Below are 14,436 nucleotides of genomic sequence, written 5' to 3' on the forward strand. Positions count from 1 at the left end.
GTGAGCATGGTCGTCCTCGTCGCCAGCCCGGACGTCATCATCCTGATGATTGGGGGTATCGGCGTGCTCAGCGCCGGGTTCTTCCTGCGCATCGCTCGTCGCGGTGACGCTACTCCAGCGGCCGTTCAACCACGTGAACCCGTGAGGTGGCTCCGGGGTCCGATGCTGTCGGTTCTCGCCCTCGCCGCAGTTACGGGAACCGTCGGTGGAGTCGCAGTTCTTGTTGTCCCCCGCGTCGCCGATGCGAACGACGCCATCGACGCCTCTGGTCTTCTGTTCGCAGCTCTCGCACTTGGTGAGGTGCTCGGTGCGATCGCCTACGGCGCCATCCGATGGTCCGCCTCTCCAAGCCTTCAGCTGGTCTCGGCTCTCGCCTTCACGGGTACTGCGCTCGCACTCTCGGCATTGACGTTGGAGAGCCTGTGGCTGTTCGGGCTGCTCCTCTTCTGCGTGGGTGCGGCAGCCGGCCCCATCGCCGTACTCCTGGCGTCAGCGACGGAGAACGCGGCCGACCCAGGCTCCATCGGAAGAGCCTCCGGTCTCCGGATCAGTGTCTCGCTCGTGGCTTCAGCCGCAGGTAGCGCGTTCGCTGGTGGCACCAGCGCGGCGCTCACGACTCCCAGCGTGCTGCTCGCTCTCGCGCTGCTCCTGGCCGTCTCTGCGCCGCTCCCGCTCCTCGCGCGACGGGTCTCTGGGTAGATCAAGGCCGTTGAGGGGCACCACTCGGCGCCCAACACGGAACACGGACGCTCCTCAGAACAGGGTGACGCCCGCATCGAGATCTCCGAGCTGCCTCGGCACCTCCTCTTCCGTTTCCCGCGCGCGCCCGCCGAAAAGGGCAGTCGCCTCGTTCTAGCCTTGCAGACACGTATGTCCTCCTCCCTCCTCCGCACTCGCGCCGCTAGCGCGTTCCTTGCGATCGCAGTCACTACCGCCGTCCCCTCCCCTGCTCTGGCCGAACCGGACACCGCGCACGTTCCGATCGCACTCGACGTGGCGAAGAGCAACGTCGCGCCGCTGATCGACGCCGGATTCGCATCTCAGGTGGACGGCGCCTGGTACGTTGACGGTGCCGCGGTCGCAGCTGCCGCTGAGGGGCTGCGGACGATCAACTCGTCCGCGACGGGCTACGACCGCGACCTCTTCAAGCACTGGTCCGACCCGGACGAAAACGGGTGCGATGCCCGCAATGACATGCTGCAGCGGGACCTCACGAACGTCGTACTCCGCGATGGAAGCGACTGCATCGTGGAACGAGGCATCCTCGATGACCCGTACACGGGCGAAGCAGTCCCCTTCACCCGTGGTGTCGCGACGTCCGGTGCCGTCCAGATCGACCACATCGTCCCGCTCGCCGCGGCCTGGACCGGTGGGGCGAACACGTGGGACGCGGCCCAGCGTGAGGCCTTCGCGAACGACCCTGTGAACCTGCAGGCCGTCGAGGGTCGCGCGAACTCCGCGAAGGGCATGCGCCTCGCCTCTGAGTGGATGCCGACCAATACCGCGTTCCACTGCACCTACCTGGCGCAGATGACGATCGTCCTCACGAGCTACGACCTCGCGGTCACCCCCATCGACCAGGACGCGATCCTCAACGGCGGCACGATCAACGGTGTCCCCTTCGCTGGCGCCGCCTCGTGCGCACTCCCAGCGGGTGCAGTCCTGGCGGAACCGAGCACGGTGGCGTCGGAAGAGCCCGCGAAGACGGTCGAGGTTATCGGCGCCCCGGAACCTCCGGACTCGACCGAGAACGCGACGACCGGCGCATCTGCGCTGCCGTGGATTCTGGGGCTCGCTGGTGTCGCCCTCGCCGCACTCGCGGCGGCTGTTCTGCAGCACCGCCGCAGGGCCTAGTCACCAGAGCTCGCAAATACTCCGTCTGCACGGCTTGAAACGTCGCGAAGAAAGTCGAACGTGGCCGATACCGTGGACGTGTGAGCTTCAACTACCGGTCCTCCAATTTGCTTGCTGCCCTTCGGTGCTGGCTGGCGGCCGTGCTCCTCATCGCCGTACCGCCGCTCGTTGGAGGGCTCACGGTCTGGTTTCACGTCACTTCGCTGGTGATCGGACTCGCCCTCGTGGTCCCCGGCTGGCTCTACTTTGTCCGGTTCCTCAGGAACCGTCGCCAGCGCCGTCGTCTGGAACGCGCTCAGCGGATGTCCAAGCTGGCCGGACTCGACGAGTAGGCCGTTCGGCCCGCGGGACCTGTCAGCGTCGACGTTCGTCGCGGTGTTCTTGTCAGCGGGTGGGATGCTCTCCCCACGCCGTGTGCGGCGAAAGACCGTCACCGGGCCGCTCTCGCAAGATTCGCGATGGCGGCCCGGTCATGGTGCTCGATTGGTGAGCGGACGGTCGTGATGTCGACGGCCCGCCGCAATATTCGAGCTCAGTAGCCGTGAGCTGTCGTCAGCAAGCTCCTGGAGCGGTGAAGGAGAGAGCGCTGATCGTCACGTACTGCCATCCATACGGCGTGCCGCCCACGTAATCCAACCTTGTTCCCGAAGCGGGGACCGCACCGAGGTCGAAGGTGTCGCGGTAGAACGTGGTGGGGCTCCCCGCTGGAACACCATCCGTGTTCGCCCGGCGGAATGGATTAGTGACCGTCCCCGTACCAGTCGAGTTGCCGTAGCTCGCAACCACGGTTGCAGGTGCGTCCACGAACGCGATCACATCATCGTGGTTCGCGGTCTTATTGATGTCGTCGAGCGTGATGCGGAAGTTCGTGACATCCACCGCAACACCAGCAGCGTTGATGATCTCGAACCGGACGCGTTGGTACACCGGGCTCGCACTGCTGCCTGCGGGGCGTCGTTGGTTCAGGATGAGTCGACCGGCGGGCCCAGGAAGAGTTGCGAGCTGGTCATTGTTCGTCCAGGCCCGCGCGCTCTGCGAGAAGTTGTAGAAGCTGGATGCAGTCCCGAACTGGGTGTTCACGGAATCCGTCTGTGTGATTCGAACGCGGTAGGCCGGCGTTCCGGTTGCGAGCGTCACGCTGCTGACGGCCGACGGGAAGCCCGTTGAAGAGTTGGTTCCATTCGTCGCAACCGTGTTGAAGTCGACGCTTGCGCTGCACAGCTGGCTCGCCGAGACATGGGGAGCTGCGACTGCGGCCGCGATGACAGGCACTGACCATGCCATGCTCCCGACTACCGTTCGGCGGGAGATCTGGTTCGAAGATGTTTCGTGCACGACTTCCTTCTCGGGTGGGCGAAGCGGGGGGGGCTGGGCAATCCTTGCACCCAGGTCAAAACGTGGCACTTGGTATGAAGTGCCGCTCAGAGAGTAAGAAATTAACCGTATTTGCGAGCAATTTAGTGGCACGTTTTCGTTTTTTGGCACATAGCTGTCGCGAAACGGTAGGCCGGAGTGTGCGCAGGGTGATGACTCGGATGTGACGACGGGATCCGCGCCCCAGCGCTGCCCGGGCCTTGTATCGCGGCAGCTCATCGGAGGCTGCGAGAGGAGGACGCGAGGATCGAGCTGTTCCTCCGCGCGCTCAACCACGCACTGCGGCAGCCTCGCCCGTGCCACCCGACGAGCGTCAGGTGAGCGCCTGGAGGATCCTCACGAGCAGCAAGACGAGCGTCACGATCGTCCCGAGCACGGACACGCTCGCTGCGGCGATACCCAGGCGGCGCCCACGACCGCGCGGCACGATCGCGAACACCGCCATGATCGACGCGGCGAGCTGGAACGGCCAGCCGAGAATGAACACCGGCGGAATGCAGCTGAAGTAGAGGCCTGTCAAGGCGAGGAAGAGCGCGGCCAGCGCGAGGCGGGTACGGTCCGGGCCGGTGTCTCGCCTGGCCGTCGCGGGTTCGCCTCTCGCTGCATCCGAGACCGGGAGGTGAGTCGGGTAGGGATTGCCGGGCCGAAGGGCTTGCAGGGTGCGGATTCGATCGGCGTCGAGGGTGCCATCACGTGCCCGCGCAGCATCGCTCATCGCGAGTGCGTCGTTCCCGTGTCCCGCTGCCTCGTGCTGCATGATCGCCCAGGCGAAGAGAGCTCGCTCCAGCGGGGTCGACCGTGTCGCCGTGTCGACGGTCCACGCGAAGGTAGTGAGGAGCGCGATGCCGATGAGCGCGATGAGGACCGCGCCGCCCGGCTCATCCGGTTTGACGACGAGGAGGACGTAGCTGGCTGCAACGCTCCCGGCCCCGAGCAGCGCGGTCACGACGATCTGCGTGCCCCAGTACCCGTTGCCCGATCGGGGGCCCGCGACTTTGGTCATGGCGCGATCCTAGGCGGCTGACGCGGAGGGGCAGCTTTGCGGCCGCGCTCACAGGCACCAGGATTCTCGTCGAGCCAAGATACGTGGATGACCTTCCCGTTGTTCGGCCTCGTGCTCGGTGCCGTGGTGCTCGCGAGCGGTGTCCTGCTCCTCACCCCGCTCGGACGACGGCGTCGAACCGTCGTGACGGTCGCGATCGTCCTGTTGGCCGCGGGAGCCCTCGCCGGCCTGGAGATCACGACGATGCTCCTCGATATCGTCTTCACCTCGGATTGGCTTCCCGATCAGAGTTAGCGCGCGACAGCGGCGAGACCTAGAACACTGGGCGGTCTGCCGTGGACACGACAACGGCTGCGACCACGGCGAGAACGGAGACTGCGCCAGACGCAGCCCAGGTCCACCGCGGCACGGTGCGCCGTGCGGCGACCAGGACCTGCGCGAGAAGCGCGAGGGCGGCGAGGGCGGTCACCACGGTCCCGACGATCGCTGGTTCGAACACCGCGGTCTGCTTCGTGGCGACTCCGCTGGCGCCAGGCGCGGCGTACCACGTCATGCCGATCTGGCTCGACACGACCACCAGCGCAAGCGCAGCGGTCAGCAGCAAGCCGGACGCGAGGATGATGCGCTGGACGCGGGGCATGGCCTCAGTATGCAGATCTCTGTGGTCAGCATGCAACGGCGCGCAGGAATCGACGTGAGCGCGTTCGCTCAGGCACCGGTGTCTGCACGAGCATCTCCGTCACCGTCCGCGCTAGCTCTGCCTCGGACCGCGAGGAACCAGACGATTCCGATGAGGATGCCGGCCAGAACCCCGATACCCAGTCCGATGGCCCAGCTGTCCAGGATCAGTGCGAGGGTGACGCCGATGAGGAGGCCGAGGGACATGCCGACGCTCATCTGCGTTGATCCGTTCGCGCCACTCCTGTTGCTTCCGCGTTCTGCGTTGTCCATGTCGTATCCCTTCGTCGCTCTCCAAGCTATGCGCTCCTCGCCAGCGTGCCTTCGCCTGCGAGGGGGAGATTGCTCAGCCCTCTGCCGGAGACGCTGCTCACCCACGAGACGGAGGTCAGTCGCGCGCATCTGGCCGCGGCGAGGGCGCGTACTACTCGTATGCGTACCCTCACCAGCAGGCTTCGCCAAGGCGCAGGTTCCGGACGGCGCGTACTGGGACGATGCGCTCGGCGAATTCCTCCTGCCCTTCGAAGCGGTGCGTGCCTCCGCTGAACCGGATGCACTTGTTCATGGCTTTTTGACCGCCACGTACAACGCTGCGGCCACGCTCGCCGACTGGGAGAGCGTCAACCAGAACGCGTAACGTCGGGCGCCAGAGCGCCGTAGCACGCTCCAGCTGAGGAGCTCAGCGGCGGGATGCCTGCCCGCGCCGCTGGTTCCAGTAGCGATAGACGAGCTCGGGGTACTCGGCCATGACGTCGACGTCGGCGACCAGCTGTCCGAGCCGCGCCTCGTAGCCACCAGGGGTCAGGCCGAGCCCTCGGATCTTCTCCAGCTTCGAGACGCTGCGCTCAGGATTCGCGGTCTCGAAGTCGAGGAGCGCCCTTGCTCGTGCGGTGATCATCTCCGCAGGATAGGTGACGACATAATCAAGGCTCCAGCTCTTGATTTCCGCCACCGTTTCGTGCATGCCGGGAACCGGCATTCAGCCCTAGCCGGATACGGGACGGACGCCGACGAACTGCATCCGGTCTTCGCCGTAGAAGCATGACTGCAGCGCGAAATCGCCCTGCAACCCGATGAGCGCCTCTGTCGTCTCCCAGTGCTTCGCCGTGTGCCGCACGTCGACGACCTCGAACGTGCCTGGTTGCCCTTCGACCTCGAACTGCGTGCCGACCTCCCAGTTCAAGACGATGTCGCCCCCGCAGTTGTTGTGCGCCGCGTAGACGGCTGGTACTCCGACGGTGTTCCGGTACGAGGTCATCTCGATGAAGGAGCCGTCGCACACGTCGAGTTCAGCTTGTCCGCCCTCGACGCCGAGTCGCACCGCAGGCAGCTGCACCTCAGCCGCAACATCGTTCACTGCGGCTTTGACCTGACCGTATCCGCGTTCAACCGTCGTCGGCGCGAAGAGCGACGCCGCCAGGACCGCCGCTCCAGCGAAGATGAGGGCCGTGCCGAGCACGCCGAGAACGACATTGCCGAGTGAGCGTCGCCGGCGTCGCTGCGGCGTCGCTCGTGCGTGGGCAGGCGGCACGGGCCGGGTGCTCGTCATGGACAGCGGTCTCCTCAAGGTCGGGCGATGCCGATTCTCCACCAGCACCTTATGGTCTCCGTGTGAACGGATGCGCGACCAGCCCGGGAGGGGCCCGTCACGCACTCATCTTCGTCTCGGCTGACATGCGTACGGTCGTTGTCATGTCAGATCAGCACGCGAACCCAGAGTCCGAGAACGACGCCGCCCTCGACGAGACCAACGAGCGGCTCGAAGCCGAGTCGATCCAGGGCCTCGGCACCGGCGAACCGAACCAGGAACGACCCGACCAGCCGCCGACGCAGGTCCGCGACGACGCAGCCCAGCACCGCGACGACACGATTCCGCCCGCCGGCGTCAACGGCTGAACGGTCTCACGCAAGGCCGGGTCCGCGATGGCGGGCCCGGCCTTCGTCGTCCTCAGACCAGGTGTCGCCGGCCGGCTTCACGCTCGGAGCTCAGTCCCCCGGAGGCTCCACGTCTGCGGGTGATTTGTCCGGCCTCCATCCTCGCCAGCTCGGTTGCCGGAGCCTTCCGCCAGCGGTCCACTCCGCGAATTCGACCTCCCCGACGAACACCGGACCCACCCAGACGGCACCCTTCGCGTCTGACGCCGGTATGTCCTCGAACGGCGAGGTCCCCCTCGTCTCCAACTCGAGCTTGCCGAGCGCGCGCTCCAGCTCTCGGTCGCTGAAGCCGGTGCCGACCCGGCCGACGTAGCGAAGCCCCTCTGCCCCTGGCACCCCCAGGAGCAGCGAACCGATGGCACCCGCCCGGCGTCCACGGCCCGGCCTCCACCCGCCGACGATCACCTCCTGGGACCTGTGGTGCTTGACCTTGACCCAGCTGTCTGAGCGCCGTCCCGGCCGGTAGACGCTCTCGAGACGCTTCGCCATGATGCCCTCGAGACCGAGCTCCGCACTGCTGGATAGGGCAAGTCGGGCGTCGCCCGTGATCGCCGGTGGCACCCGCAGGCCATGCGCTTCCCGCACGACCTCATCGAGCAGGGCACGGCGCTCGACGTATGGCCGACCAAGCAGGCTCTGGGAGTCGACCTCGAGCAGGTCGAACGCGAAGTACTCGACTGGCACGGCCTTCACGCCCTGTGCCACGTCCCTCGGCGATCGCAGGCCCATCCTCGCCTGCAGCCGACCGAAGTCCGGCTGTGCCCTGCGGTCGAGCGCCACGACCTCGCCATCCACGACCACCGACCGGCCCGACGTGCTCGCCCGAAGCGCTTCGACGACCTCCGGGTAGACCGCCGTCACGTCGTTGCCGTTCCTCGTGCGCAGACGGATGTCGTCCGGCTGCACGGTGGCGACGATACGGAGTCCGTCCCACTTCATCTCGAACGCCCATTCCTCCTCGTCCTCGAAGATGCCCTTCTCGCGAGGCGTTGCGAGCATGGGCGCTATCGAGCTCCCGGCACCACCTTCCTGCCCGGGGCCGTGGAACTTCGACTTCGGCGTCTTCGTCGAAGGGCTTCCTCGCTCCATCCGGTGCAGCAGCCAGGTGTCCTTCGCGTCGCTGCTCCCCCGTGTGCGGATGAGGGCCACCCGTGTCGGCTGGCCGAGTCCGCCCGAGGCCGCACCGTGGAGCGTGACGATGACCTCCTCGCCGTCCCGCCACTTCTCGAGCTCGTAGGTGCCGGAGTCCCAGAGGTGCACCTCGCCCGCCCCGTACTCGCCGCTCGGGATCGTCCCCTCGAACGTCGCGTATTCGAGCGGGTGGTCCTCGGTCTGCACCGCGAGGTGGTTCCGCGTGGTCTCGGGGGGTATGCCCTTCGGGACTGCCCAGGACACCAGCACGCCGTCGCGCTCGAGGCGGACGTCGTAGTGGAGCCGCCGCGCGTGGTGCTCCTGGATGACGAAGCTCCGCCCGTCCGAGGGGCGTGGGGCGGCCTCGGGCACGGGCTCGGTCGTCTTCGTGGCATCGCGCATCGATCGGTAGCGCAGCAGCCTGTCCTCCTGGCCCGCCTCGGCAACGGGTGCGAGTGGATCCGCGTGTGTGCGCATCCGCTCCAGCACCTCGGCGAACTCGAGCTGCCGAAGCCTGTTGGAGGCGAGCTCTCGCCACGTGCGCGGAGCGGCGACGGTCGGACGCGCGCGCCCGCGAAGCGAGTAGGGAGCGATCGTGGTCTTCGCGGCGCTGTTCTGGCTCCAGTCCACGAGCACCTTGCCTGTTCTCAGGGCCGTTCTCATCTCGCTCACGACGAGCTCGGGGTGGTCGGCCTCCAGGGCTCTCGCGAGCTCGTGCGCGACCTGCGATACCTGCTCGGAGGTGTGGGTTCCGTCGAGGGCCGTGTACAGGTGGATGCCCTTGCTGCCGCTGGTCACCGGGACCGGGTCGAGCCCCATGTCCCTCAGGATGCGGCGCGCGAGCCGCGCAACCTCGGCGCACTCCAGGAGCCCGGCGCCCTCCCCCGGATCCAGGTCGAGCACCATCCGGTCTGGGTTCAGAGCCGCGCCGTGAGCCGAGAAGCGCCACTGCGGCACGTGGAGCTCCAGCGCCGCGACCTGGGCGAGCCACGTCAGCGTCGCGACATCACGGACGATCGGATACTCGTTCCTGTGGTCCCGGTGATCGATCCCCTCCCGCGGCACCCAGTCCGGCGCGCTCGCCTCGAGATCCTTCTGGAAGAAGACCTTCCCGGGGTGCTCTGCCGTGCCGACGCCGTCCACCCACCGCTTCCGGGTCACCGGCCGCTGCCGGATGTGCGGAAGCATGAAGGGCGCGATCTCCGCGTAGTACGAGAGCACCTCCGCTTTTGTCGTGCCCGACTCGGGGTACAGCACCTTGTCGAGGTTCGTCAGGGTCACCCGGTGCCCCTCGACCACCACCGTCTGCTGGGACGTCGCCATCGGCCCAGGATGCACCCGACTCCTGAGTCGTGGAACGGCGAATACACAGCCTCGGCCCGGTTTGCGACGTGACTGGTCGGCTGTACTGGGCGCATGAGATCCATCTGGAAAGGCTCGATCGCCTTCGGCCTCGTCAATGTGCCCGTGAAGCTGTACAGCGCCACCGAGGACCACGACGTGCACCTGCACCAGGTCCATGACAAGGATGGCGGGCGCATCCGCTACCAGCGACGTTGCGAGGTCTGCGGGAAGGTCGTCGACTTCGAGCACATCGACAAGGCCTACGCCGAGGAGGACAGGACCGTCGTGCTCACGGAGGAGGACCTGAGCTCGCTGCCGGAAGAGCGCAGTCGTGAGATCGACGTCGTCGAGTTCGTGCCGAGCAGGCAGCTCGACCCGATCATGTTCGACCGCAGCTACTTCCTCGAACCCGATTCGAAGTCGGCGAAGGCGTACGTGCTGCTGCGCAAGACACTGGAGAAGACCGACAGGACCGCCATCGTGCACTTCTCGCTGCGGCAGAAGTCGCGGCTGGGCGCGCTTCGGACCCGAGGCGACGTGCTCATGCTGCAGTCCCTGCTCTGGGACGACGAGGTGCGCGAGGCGAAGTTCCCGGCCCTCGACGAACGCGTGAGGATCTCGGCGAAGGAGCTGAAGATGTCGGCGTCGCTGGTCGACTCGTTCGCGGCCGACTTCGCGCCGGATCGCTTCACCGACGACTACCAGGAGCAGCTGCAGCAGCTCATCGACGCGAAGCTCGCGGAGGGGGACGCCCTCGACACGGCGGCGACCTTCGGCGAGTCCGAGGATTCTGAACCAGGCGGCGAGGTGATCGACCTCATGGAGGCGCTTCGCAGGAGCATCGACAAGGGGAAGACGACACCTGCGAAGAAGGGCGTCGCGAACAAGACGAGGTCGAGCGCCGGAGCTCAGGGCAGGAGCGGCAAGAAGAAGGCGGGCGCGAAGAAGAACGCTGCCAGCAAGACGACTCCGAAGAAGTCCGCTCCCGCGAAGCAGGGAAAGACCAAGGCTGCGCCGAAGGCCGATGCTTCAGCTAAGCGCACGAAGGCCGGCTCAGCGACGCGCTCGAAGGCCGGGTAGACAGGCTGCCCCGTTCACCGGGTGTTCACGTGCGCGAAGTCGCTGGGCGAGACCGTGGCGATACGGTGACCGCGACCCGTCACAGACGCACGCCCAGGAGGACACCGTGACTCGAACTTGGCAGAAGCTCCTTGCGGTGGGAACCGCGACGACCGTTGCCGGAGGCGGCCTTCTCGTCGCCGCCGCGCCCCCGACTTTCGCGGCTCCCAGCGGCACCGAGCTCGTCATCAACGAGGCGTACGGCGGCGGTGGCAACACGGGGTCGAGCTTCTCGAACGACTTCGTCGAGCTCTACAACCCGAGCGCTTCGGCGGTGAGCATCGAAGGCTGGTCCGTCCAGTACTTCTCCGCGAGCGGCAACCTCGGCGGAGTCGCCGAACTCTCGGGCGATGTGGCACCTGGGAGTCACTATCTCCTCGCGCTGGCAGCCGGCAGCGCCAGCACCGGCGAGCTGCCGACCCCTGATTCGAGCGGCGACATCGCCATGGGCGCGCGTGGTGGCATCGTGGCTCTCGCGAGCACGACCGACGTGATCAGCCTTCCCGGAGCGGACGGCACAGGCGCGGCTGCAGTCGTGGATCTTGTCGGCTACGGCACCGCGAGCGTCTTCGAGGGCGCAGCTCCCGCGCCGGAACTCGACAATGCTCTGAGCACGCAGCGCGCGACGGCGGGGGTCGACACCGACCAGAACTCCGCCGATTTCGTGGCCGCGGCGCCGACACCAGAGAGTTCCGCCAACGGCTCGACCACTACCCCCGAGCCCACGGCGAGCTCGACGCCGACGGTGCCGCCAAGCACGGAGCTCGCGTCGATCGCTGAGATCCAGGGCACGGGCTCGGCGTCTCCGCTGGTCGACCAGACGGTGACGACCGAGGGCATCGTCACCGCGGTCTACGCGGAAGGCGGACTCGGCGGCTTCAACATCCAGACCAGAGGCGCGACCGACCCGACCGCGCACACTGCCTCGACCGGAATCTTCGTCTACGGCCCGGCAGCCGCCGCCAACGTCAGGATCGGCGATCGAGTCGCGGTCACCGGACGGGTCGATGAGCGGTTCGAGTCGACGCAGATCAGCGCAAGCGCTTTCGAGCAGCTCGAGCGCGGGCCTGCGGACGTCGTAGAGCCCCTCTCGATCGACTGGCCGGAGACGGACGAGGAGCGGGAGCGCTTCGAGGGAATGCTCCTCGCCCCAGCTGGCACCTACCGAGTGGCAGACAACTACGCGCTCAACCAGTACGGAGAGATCGGGCTCTCCGTCGGCGAACGTCTGCTTGTGACGCCGACGGAGGCTGGGGCACCGGGCAGCCCAGAGGCGGTCGCGCAGGCGGAGTACAACGCCGCCAACAGCGTCATCCTCGATGACGGCGCATCGACTGACTTCCTCCGTCGAGAAGGTGGCGGCCTCATCAACGCCGACATCCCGCTCCCCTACCTGAGCATCGAGTCGCCCGTCACGATCGGTGCGACAGCGAACTTCACGCAGCCAGTCGTCGTGCACTACTCCTTCGACAGCTACCGCTTCCAGCCCACATCGACGCTCACGGGCAGCAACGGCGCACCAGCCACCTTCTCCGACGCCCGCGAGCCCGCTCCCGAGCTGGTCGGCGGCAGCCTCCAGTTGGGCACGTTCAACGTGCTCAACTACTTCACGAGCCTCGGCGTCGACTTCTGCGACCCGAGTGAGAGCTACACCGATCGGGACGGCAAGCCGGTGAGTGCCCACGGATGCCTCCCGCGGGGAGCTTGGGACGAGGCGAACCTCGCGAGGCAGGAAGCGAAGATCGTAGCCGCCATCAATCAGCTCGACGGCGACATCGTCGCGCTCGAGGAGATCGAGGACTCGTCGGATTTTGGCAAGGACCGCGACGCGGCGCTCATCGATCTCGTCACGGCGCTCAACACGGCGGCAGGCTCGGAGCGATGGGCCCACGTTCCATCCCCCGCCGAGGTGCCGTCCACGGGTGACGACGTCATCCGCACGGCGTTCATCTATCAGCCGGCCTCCGTCGAGGTGAGCCACCCCTCGAGCATCCTCGACGACCCGGCCTTCGCGAACGGTCGTGCGCCCCTCGCCCAGGCGTTCTCTGACCCAGCGACGGACACGGAGTTCGTCGTCGTCGCGAATCACTTCAAGTCGAAGGGCGGTTCAGGCGACGGCGACAATGCCAACAACGACGACGCCGTCGGACCCGCAGCAGCCGTCGGCGGTTGGAACGGTGACCGAACACGGCAGGCGCAGGCCCTCGTCCGCTTCACGGAGGCACAGCGCGCGGAGCACGGCACCGATCTGGTCTTCCTGACCGGCGACTTCAACAGCTACTCCCACGAGGCCCCCATGCGCGTGCTCGCAGATGCGGGCTTCACGAACCTGGGGGATGCGCGCAACCGCGCCGCTGGAGTGCCCGGCTCACCGGGTACCGAGTATTCGTACAGCTTCGGCGGCGCTGTCGGGTCGCTCGATCACATCCTGGCGAGCAACGCAGCGGAGGACGCGGTCACGGGCGCCGACGTCTGGACGATCAACGCCTACGAGCAGGTCGGCACGGAGTACAGCCGAAACAACTACAACCGCACACAGCTCTACTCGGGCGATGTGTACCGCTCCTCCGATCACAACCCGTTCCTCATCGGACTGGACTTCGCCGAAGAGCCGTCGCCGCAGCCGACGGCGGGTCCGACGAGCACGCCGGTCCCCTCCGAGCCGCAGTCGACCCCGACTCCGACTCCGACTCCGAGCGATGCTGGTGGGCCCGGTGCGTTCGCGACGTCCGGCGCAGGTCCCACGGCCCCAGGCGCACACGGGGACAGCTCGGACGATGGCCCAGGCGCGGAAGCCCAGCAGCTCGCGAGCACCGGGGCCGATCTCGGCGCACTCCTGGCTGTCGGCGGTGGGGCGAGCCTGCTCGCGGGAGCATTCGCGCTGCTCCTGAGGCGGCGCAGGGCACGAGCCTGATCTGACAGACGGGCGCCCGCACGGTCGGGGCTCAGCACAAGAGCCGGCCGCAGTGCAGGGATGCACTGCGGCCGGCTCTCTGATGTCCGGGCCAGCGCCCGAGCGTCAGGTGCTCGGTGTACTGCCCGATTCGGCGGTGGGCGTCGGCTCACCGGTCGGTTGCGGCTCGTTGGGACCCTCGGTCGGCTCCGGAACGGGGGGATCCGTCGGCGCCGGTGTCTCTTCGGGCTCCGTCGGGGGCGTGCTGGCACCAGGACCGTCCGGGACAGGCTGGGCCGTCAGCGCCGGCGGTACCGGCTCCGACGGGCTGGGGGCCTGGGTGGGCTCGTCGTCTCCGGAATCATCCAGTGGAGGCTCCGGCGCGTTGGGGTCCTCGCCCTGCTGGGAGTTGACGGCGGCGCTGTGGGAGCTCTGAGCGGCGGTGCCCTGGCGCACGACGGACGCGATGCCGCTCGTGCGCGCACGGTCATCGGCGGCGTCATCCAGTTCGATGAGCGCAGCATCGTAGGCCGTGAGGATGTCCGCCGATGCGAGCGTCACCTGCAGGCGATGCTCACGCCCCAGCGCGAGCGTGCTCGTGGCCATACCGCCAACTGCGTTCTGGAGCGCCGTATACGCCGTCTGCAGCGAATCTGCCTCCGACGCCGTCGCGCTGAGTGCGTCCTTGACCTGCTTGAGGGCATCCTCCAGCGCAGTCTTCTGCGCAGATCCCACCCGCTCAGCAGGCAGGCTGGCGAGCGGCTGCGCGAGCATGTGCAGGTTCACGACGTCACTCGAGTTCGCCGTCGATGCGGCTACGCTCGTCGTCTCCGGGGCAGCAACCGTGTCGATCGGCTCGGCGACCTTGGCGCCCTGACCGCTCGAGACCGTCAGCGCAGCGACCACGGCACCCACGGCGATGACGCTCATGGTCGCCGCAGCGAGCTCACCAGGGCGCTTCTTCACGAACGCCAGTACGGCGTTCGAGGTCTCCCCGTTCGACATACGGCTCCTCCGAACACGATCTGCTCTCGCGCACAGAACGCGGACAGCTTCACCCAGGGTATGGGGATCTGCGCAAAAGTCGAAGTCAGACCTGCCCGCG

General features: G+C 67.3%; 16 protein-coding genes. 8 read left to right on the forward strand and 8 right to left on the reverse strand.

Annotated elements, in window-relative coordinates; genetic code table 11:
- The first annotated feature begins 6 nt into the window (after positions 1-6).
- From C5E06_RS10150 to C5E06_RS10160, 3 genes are all read left to right on the forward strand, one after another.
- Positions 7-699: a hypothetical protein gene (locus C5E06_RS10150; protein ID WP_104306810.1), complete on the forward strand. Its 693-nt coding sequence runs from the start codon at positions 7-9 to the stop codon at positions 697-699.
- A 171-nt stretch (positions 700-870) separates the two neighbouring features.
- The gene (locus tag C5E06_RS10155) at positions 871-1,854 is read left to right on the forward strand and encodes an HNH endonuclease family protein (protein WP_104306811.1); all 984 of its coding nucleotides are present in this window, start codon (positions 871-873) and stop codon (positions 1,852-1,854) included.
- An 80-nt stretch (positions 1,855-1,934) separates the two neighbouring features.
- Entirely contained in the window at positions 1,935-2,186 is a 252-nt protein-coding gene (locus C5E06_RS10160) for a hypothetical protein (protein WP_104241322.1), read from the forward strand.
- 220 nt (positions 2,187-2,406) lie between these two features.
- On the opposite strand, the gene C5E06_RS10165 is transcribed toward C5E06_RS10160, so the two are convergent.
- Both C5E06_RS10165 and C5E06_RS10170 read right to left on the reverse strand, forming a co-directional pair.
- Positions 2,407-3,138, reverse strand: coding sequence for a hypothetical protein (locus tag C5E06_RS10165; RefSeq protein ID WP_104241323.1), 732 nt, complete (start codon positions 3,136-3,138; stop codon positions 2,407-2,409).
- Positions 3,139-3,541: 403 nt separating this feature from the next.
- Positions 3,542-4,231 carry a hypothetical protein gene (locus C5E06_RS10170; RefSeq protein ID WP_104306812.1) on the reverse strand — a complete coding sequence of 230 codons (690 nt, stop codon included), beginning with the start codon at positions 4,229-4,231 and terminating at the stop codon, positions 3,542-3,544.
- A gap of 87 nt (positions 4,232-4,318) precedes the next feature.
- Here C5E06_RS10170 and C5E06_RS10175 point away from each other — a divergent pair, with 87 nt between their 5' ends.
- A complete protein-coding gene (locus C5E06_RS10175) occupies positions 4,319-4,525 on the forward strand; it encodes a hypothetical protein (protein ID WP_104241325.1) in 207 nt (68 codons plus the stop codon).
- A 19-nt stretch (positions 4,526-4,544) separates the two neighbouring features.
- Here the strand turns inward: C5E06_RS10175 and C5E06_RS10180 are convergent, their stop codons facing one another.
- Together C5E06_RS10180 and C5E06_RS10185 are read right to left on the reverse strand one after the other, a co-directional pair.
- On the reverse strand, positions 4,545-4,871 hold the full coding sequence (locus tag C5E06_RS10180; protein WP_104306813.1) for a hypothetical protein: 327 nt from the start codon (positions 4,869-4,871) through the stop codon (positions 4,545-4,547).
- A 68-nt stretch (positions 4,872-4,939) separates the two neighbouring features.
- The gene (locus C5E06_RS10185; protein ID WP_104306814.1) at positions 4,940-5,182 is read right to left on the reverse strand and encodes a hypothetical protein; all 243 of its coding nucleotides are present in this window, start codon (positions 5,180-5,182) and stop codon (positions 4,940-4,942) included.
- A gap of 28 nt (positions 5,183-5,210) precedes the next feature.
- Here C5E06_RS10185 and C5E06_RS19800 point away from each other — a divergent pair, with 28 nt between their 5' ends.
- Positions 5,211-5,546 carry a DUF5996 family protein gene (locus tag C5E06_RS19800; RefSeq protein ID WP_374953240.1) on the forward strand — a complete coding sequence of 112 codons (336 nt, stop codon included), beginning with the start codon at positions 5,211-5,213 and terminating at the stop codon, positions 5,544-5,546.
- Between the two features lie 42 nt (positions 5,547-5,588).
- Here the strand turns inward: C5E06_RS19800 and C5E06_RS10190 are convergent, their stop codons facing one another.
- Both C5E06_RS10190 and C5E06_RS10195 read right to left on the reverse strand, forming a co-directional pair.
- Positions 5,589-5,807, reverse strand: coding sequence for a DUF3263 domain-containing protein (locus C5E06_RS10190; RefSeq protein WP_181062944.1), 219 nt, complete (start codon positions 5,805-5,807; stop codon positions 5,589-5,591).
- A gap of 87 nt (positions 5,808-5,894) precedes the next feature.
- Entirely contained in the window at positions 5,895-6,458 is a 564-nt protein-coding gene (locus tag C5E06_RS10195) for a hypothetical protein (protein ID WP_104306816.1), read from the reverse strand.
- A gap of 143 nt (positions 6,459-6,601) precedes the next feature.
- Here C5E06_RS10195 and C5E06_RS10200 point away from each other — a divergent pair, with 143 nt between their 5' ends.
- A complete protein-coding gene (locus C5E06_RS10200; protein WP_146080211.1) occupies positions 6,602-6,805 on the forward strand; it encodes a hypothetical protein in 204 nt (67 codons plus the stop codon).
- A gap of 90 nt (positions 6,806-6,895) precedes the next feature.
- Here the strand turns inward: C5E06_RS10200 and C5E06_RS10205 are convergent, their stop codons facing one another.
- The gene (locus tag C5E06_RS10205; RefSeq protein ID WP_104306817.1) at positions 6,896-9,298 is read right to left on the reverse strand and encodes an ATP-dependent DNA ligase; all 2,403 of its coding nucleotides are present in this window, start codon (positions 9,296-9,298) and stop codon (positions 6,896-6,898) included.
- A gap of 93 nt (positions 9,299-9,391) precedes the next feature.
- On the opposite strand from C5E06_RS10205, the gene C5E06_RS10210 reads away from it, so the two are divergent.
- Complete coding sequence (locus tag C5E06_RS10210; RefSeq protein WP_104241332.1) at positions 9,392-10,399, forward strand: Ku protein; 1,008 nt, start codon at positions 9,392-9,394, stop codon at positions 10,397-10,399.
- A 106-nt stretch (positions 10,400-10,505) separates the two neighbouring features.
- A complete protein-coding gene (locus C5E06_RS10215) occupies positions 10,506-13,352 on the forward strand; it encodes an ExeM/NucH family extracellular endonuclease (protein WP_181062945.1) in 2,847 nt (948 codons plus the stop codon).
- A gap of 105 nt (positions 13,353-13,457) precedes the next feature.
- Here the strand turns inward: C5E06_RS10215 and C5E06_RS10220 are convergent, their stop codons facing one another.
- A complete protein-coding gene (locus C5E06_RS10220) occupies positions 13,458-14,336 on the reverse strand; it encodes a hypothetical protein (protein ID WP_104306819.1) in 879 nt (292 codons plus the stop codon).
- Positions 14,337-14,436: the final 100 nt, after the last annotated feature.

Source organism: Pseudoclavibacter sp. RFBI5, assembly GCF_002931395.1.
Classification (GTDB): domain Bacteria; phylum Actinomycetota; class Actinomycetes; order Actinomycetales; family Microbacteriaceae; genus Pseudoclavibacter.

Bases quoted from the DNA above. Each gene is read 5' to 3' on its own strand.
- C5E06_RS10170 (WP_104306812.1), bottom strand. From the start codon at position 4,231: ATGACCAAAGTCGCGGGCCCCCGATCGGGCAACGGGTACTGGGGCACG.
- C5E06_RS10165 (WP_104241323.1), bottom strand. From the start codon at position 3,138: ATGGCATGGTCAGTGCCTGTCATCGCGGCCGCAGTCGCAGCTCCCCAT.
- C5E06_RS10155 (WP_104306811.1), top strand. From the start codon at position 871: ATGTCCTCCTCCCTCCTCCGCACTCGCGCCGCTAGCGCGTTCCTTGCG.
- C5E06_RS10195 (WP_104306816.1), bottom strand. From the start codon at position 6,458: ATGACGAGCACCCGGCCCGTGCCGCCTGCCCACGCACGAGCGACGCCG.
- C5E06_RS10185 (WP_104306814.1), bottom strand. From the start codon at position 5,182: ATGGACAACGCAGAACGCGGAAGCAACAGGAGTGGCGCGAACGGATCA.
- C5E06_RS10180 (WP_104306813.1), bottom strand. From the start codon at position 4,871: ATGCCCCGCGTCCAGCGCATCATCCTCGCGTCCGGCTTGCTGCTGACC.
- C5E06_RS19800 (WP_374953240.1), top strand. From the start codon at position 5,211: ATGCGCTCCTCGCCAGCGTGCCTTCGCCTGCGAGGGGGAGATTGCTCA.
- C5E06_RS10220 (WP_104306819.1), bottom strand. From the start codon at position 14,336: ATGTCGAACGGGGAGACCTCGAACGCCGTACTGGCGTTCGTGAAGAAG.
- C5E06_RS10175 (WP_104241325.1), top strand. From the start codon at position 4,319: ATGACCTTCCCGTTGTTCGGCCTCGTGCTCGGTGCCGTGGTGCTCGCG.
- C5E06_RS10190 (WP_181062944.1), bottom strand. From the start codon at position 5,807: ATGATCACCGCACGAGCAAGGGCGCTCCTCGACTTCGAGACCGCGAAT.
- C5E06_RS10150 (WP_104306810.1), top strand. From the start codon at position 7: ATGGTCGTCCTCGTCGCCAGCCCGGACGTCATCATCCTGATGATTGGG.
- C5E06_RS10210 (WP_104241332.1), top strand. From the start codon at position 9,392: ATGAGATCCATCTGGAAAGGCTCGATCGCCTTCGGCCTCGTCAATGTG.
- C5E06_RS10205 (WP_104306817.1), bottom strand. From the start codon at position 9,298: ATGGCGACGTCCCAGCAGACGGTGGTGGTCGAGGGGCACCGGGTGACC.
- C5E06_RS10200 (WP_146080211.1), top strand. From the start codon at position 6,602: ATGTCAGATCAGCACGCGAACCCAGAGTCCGAGAACGACGCCGCCCTC.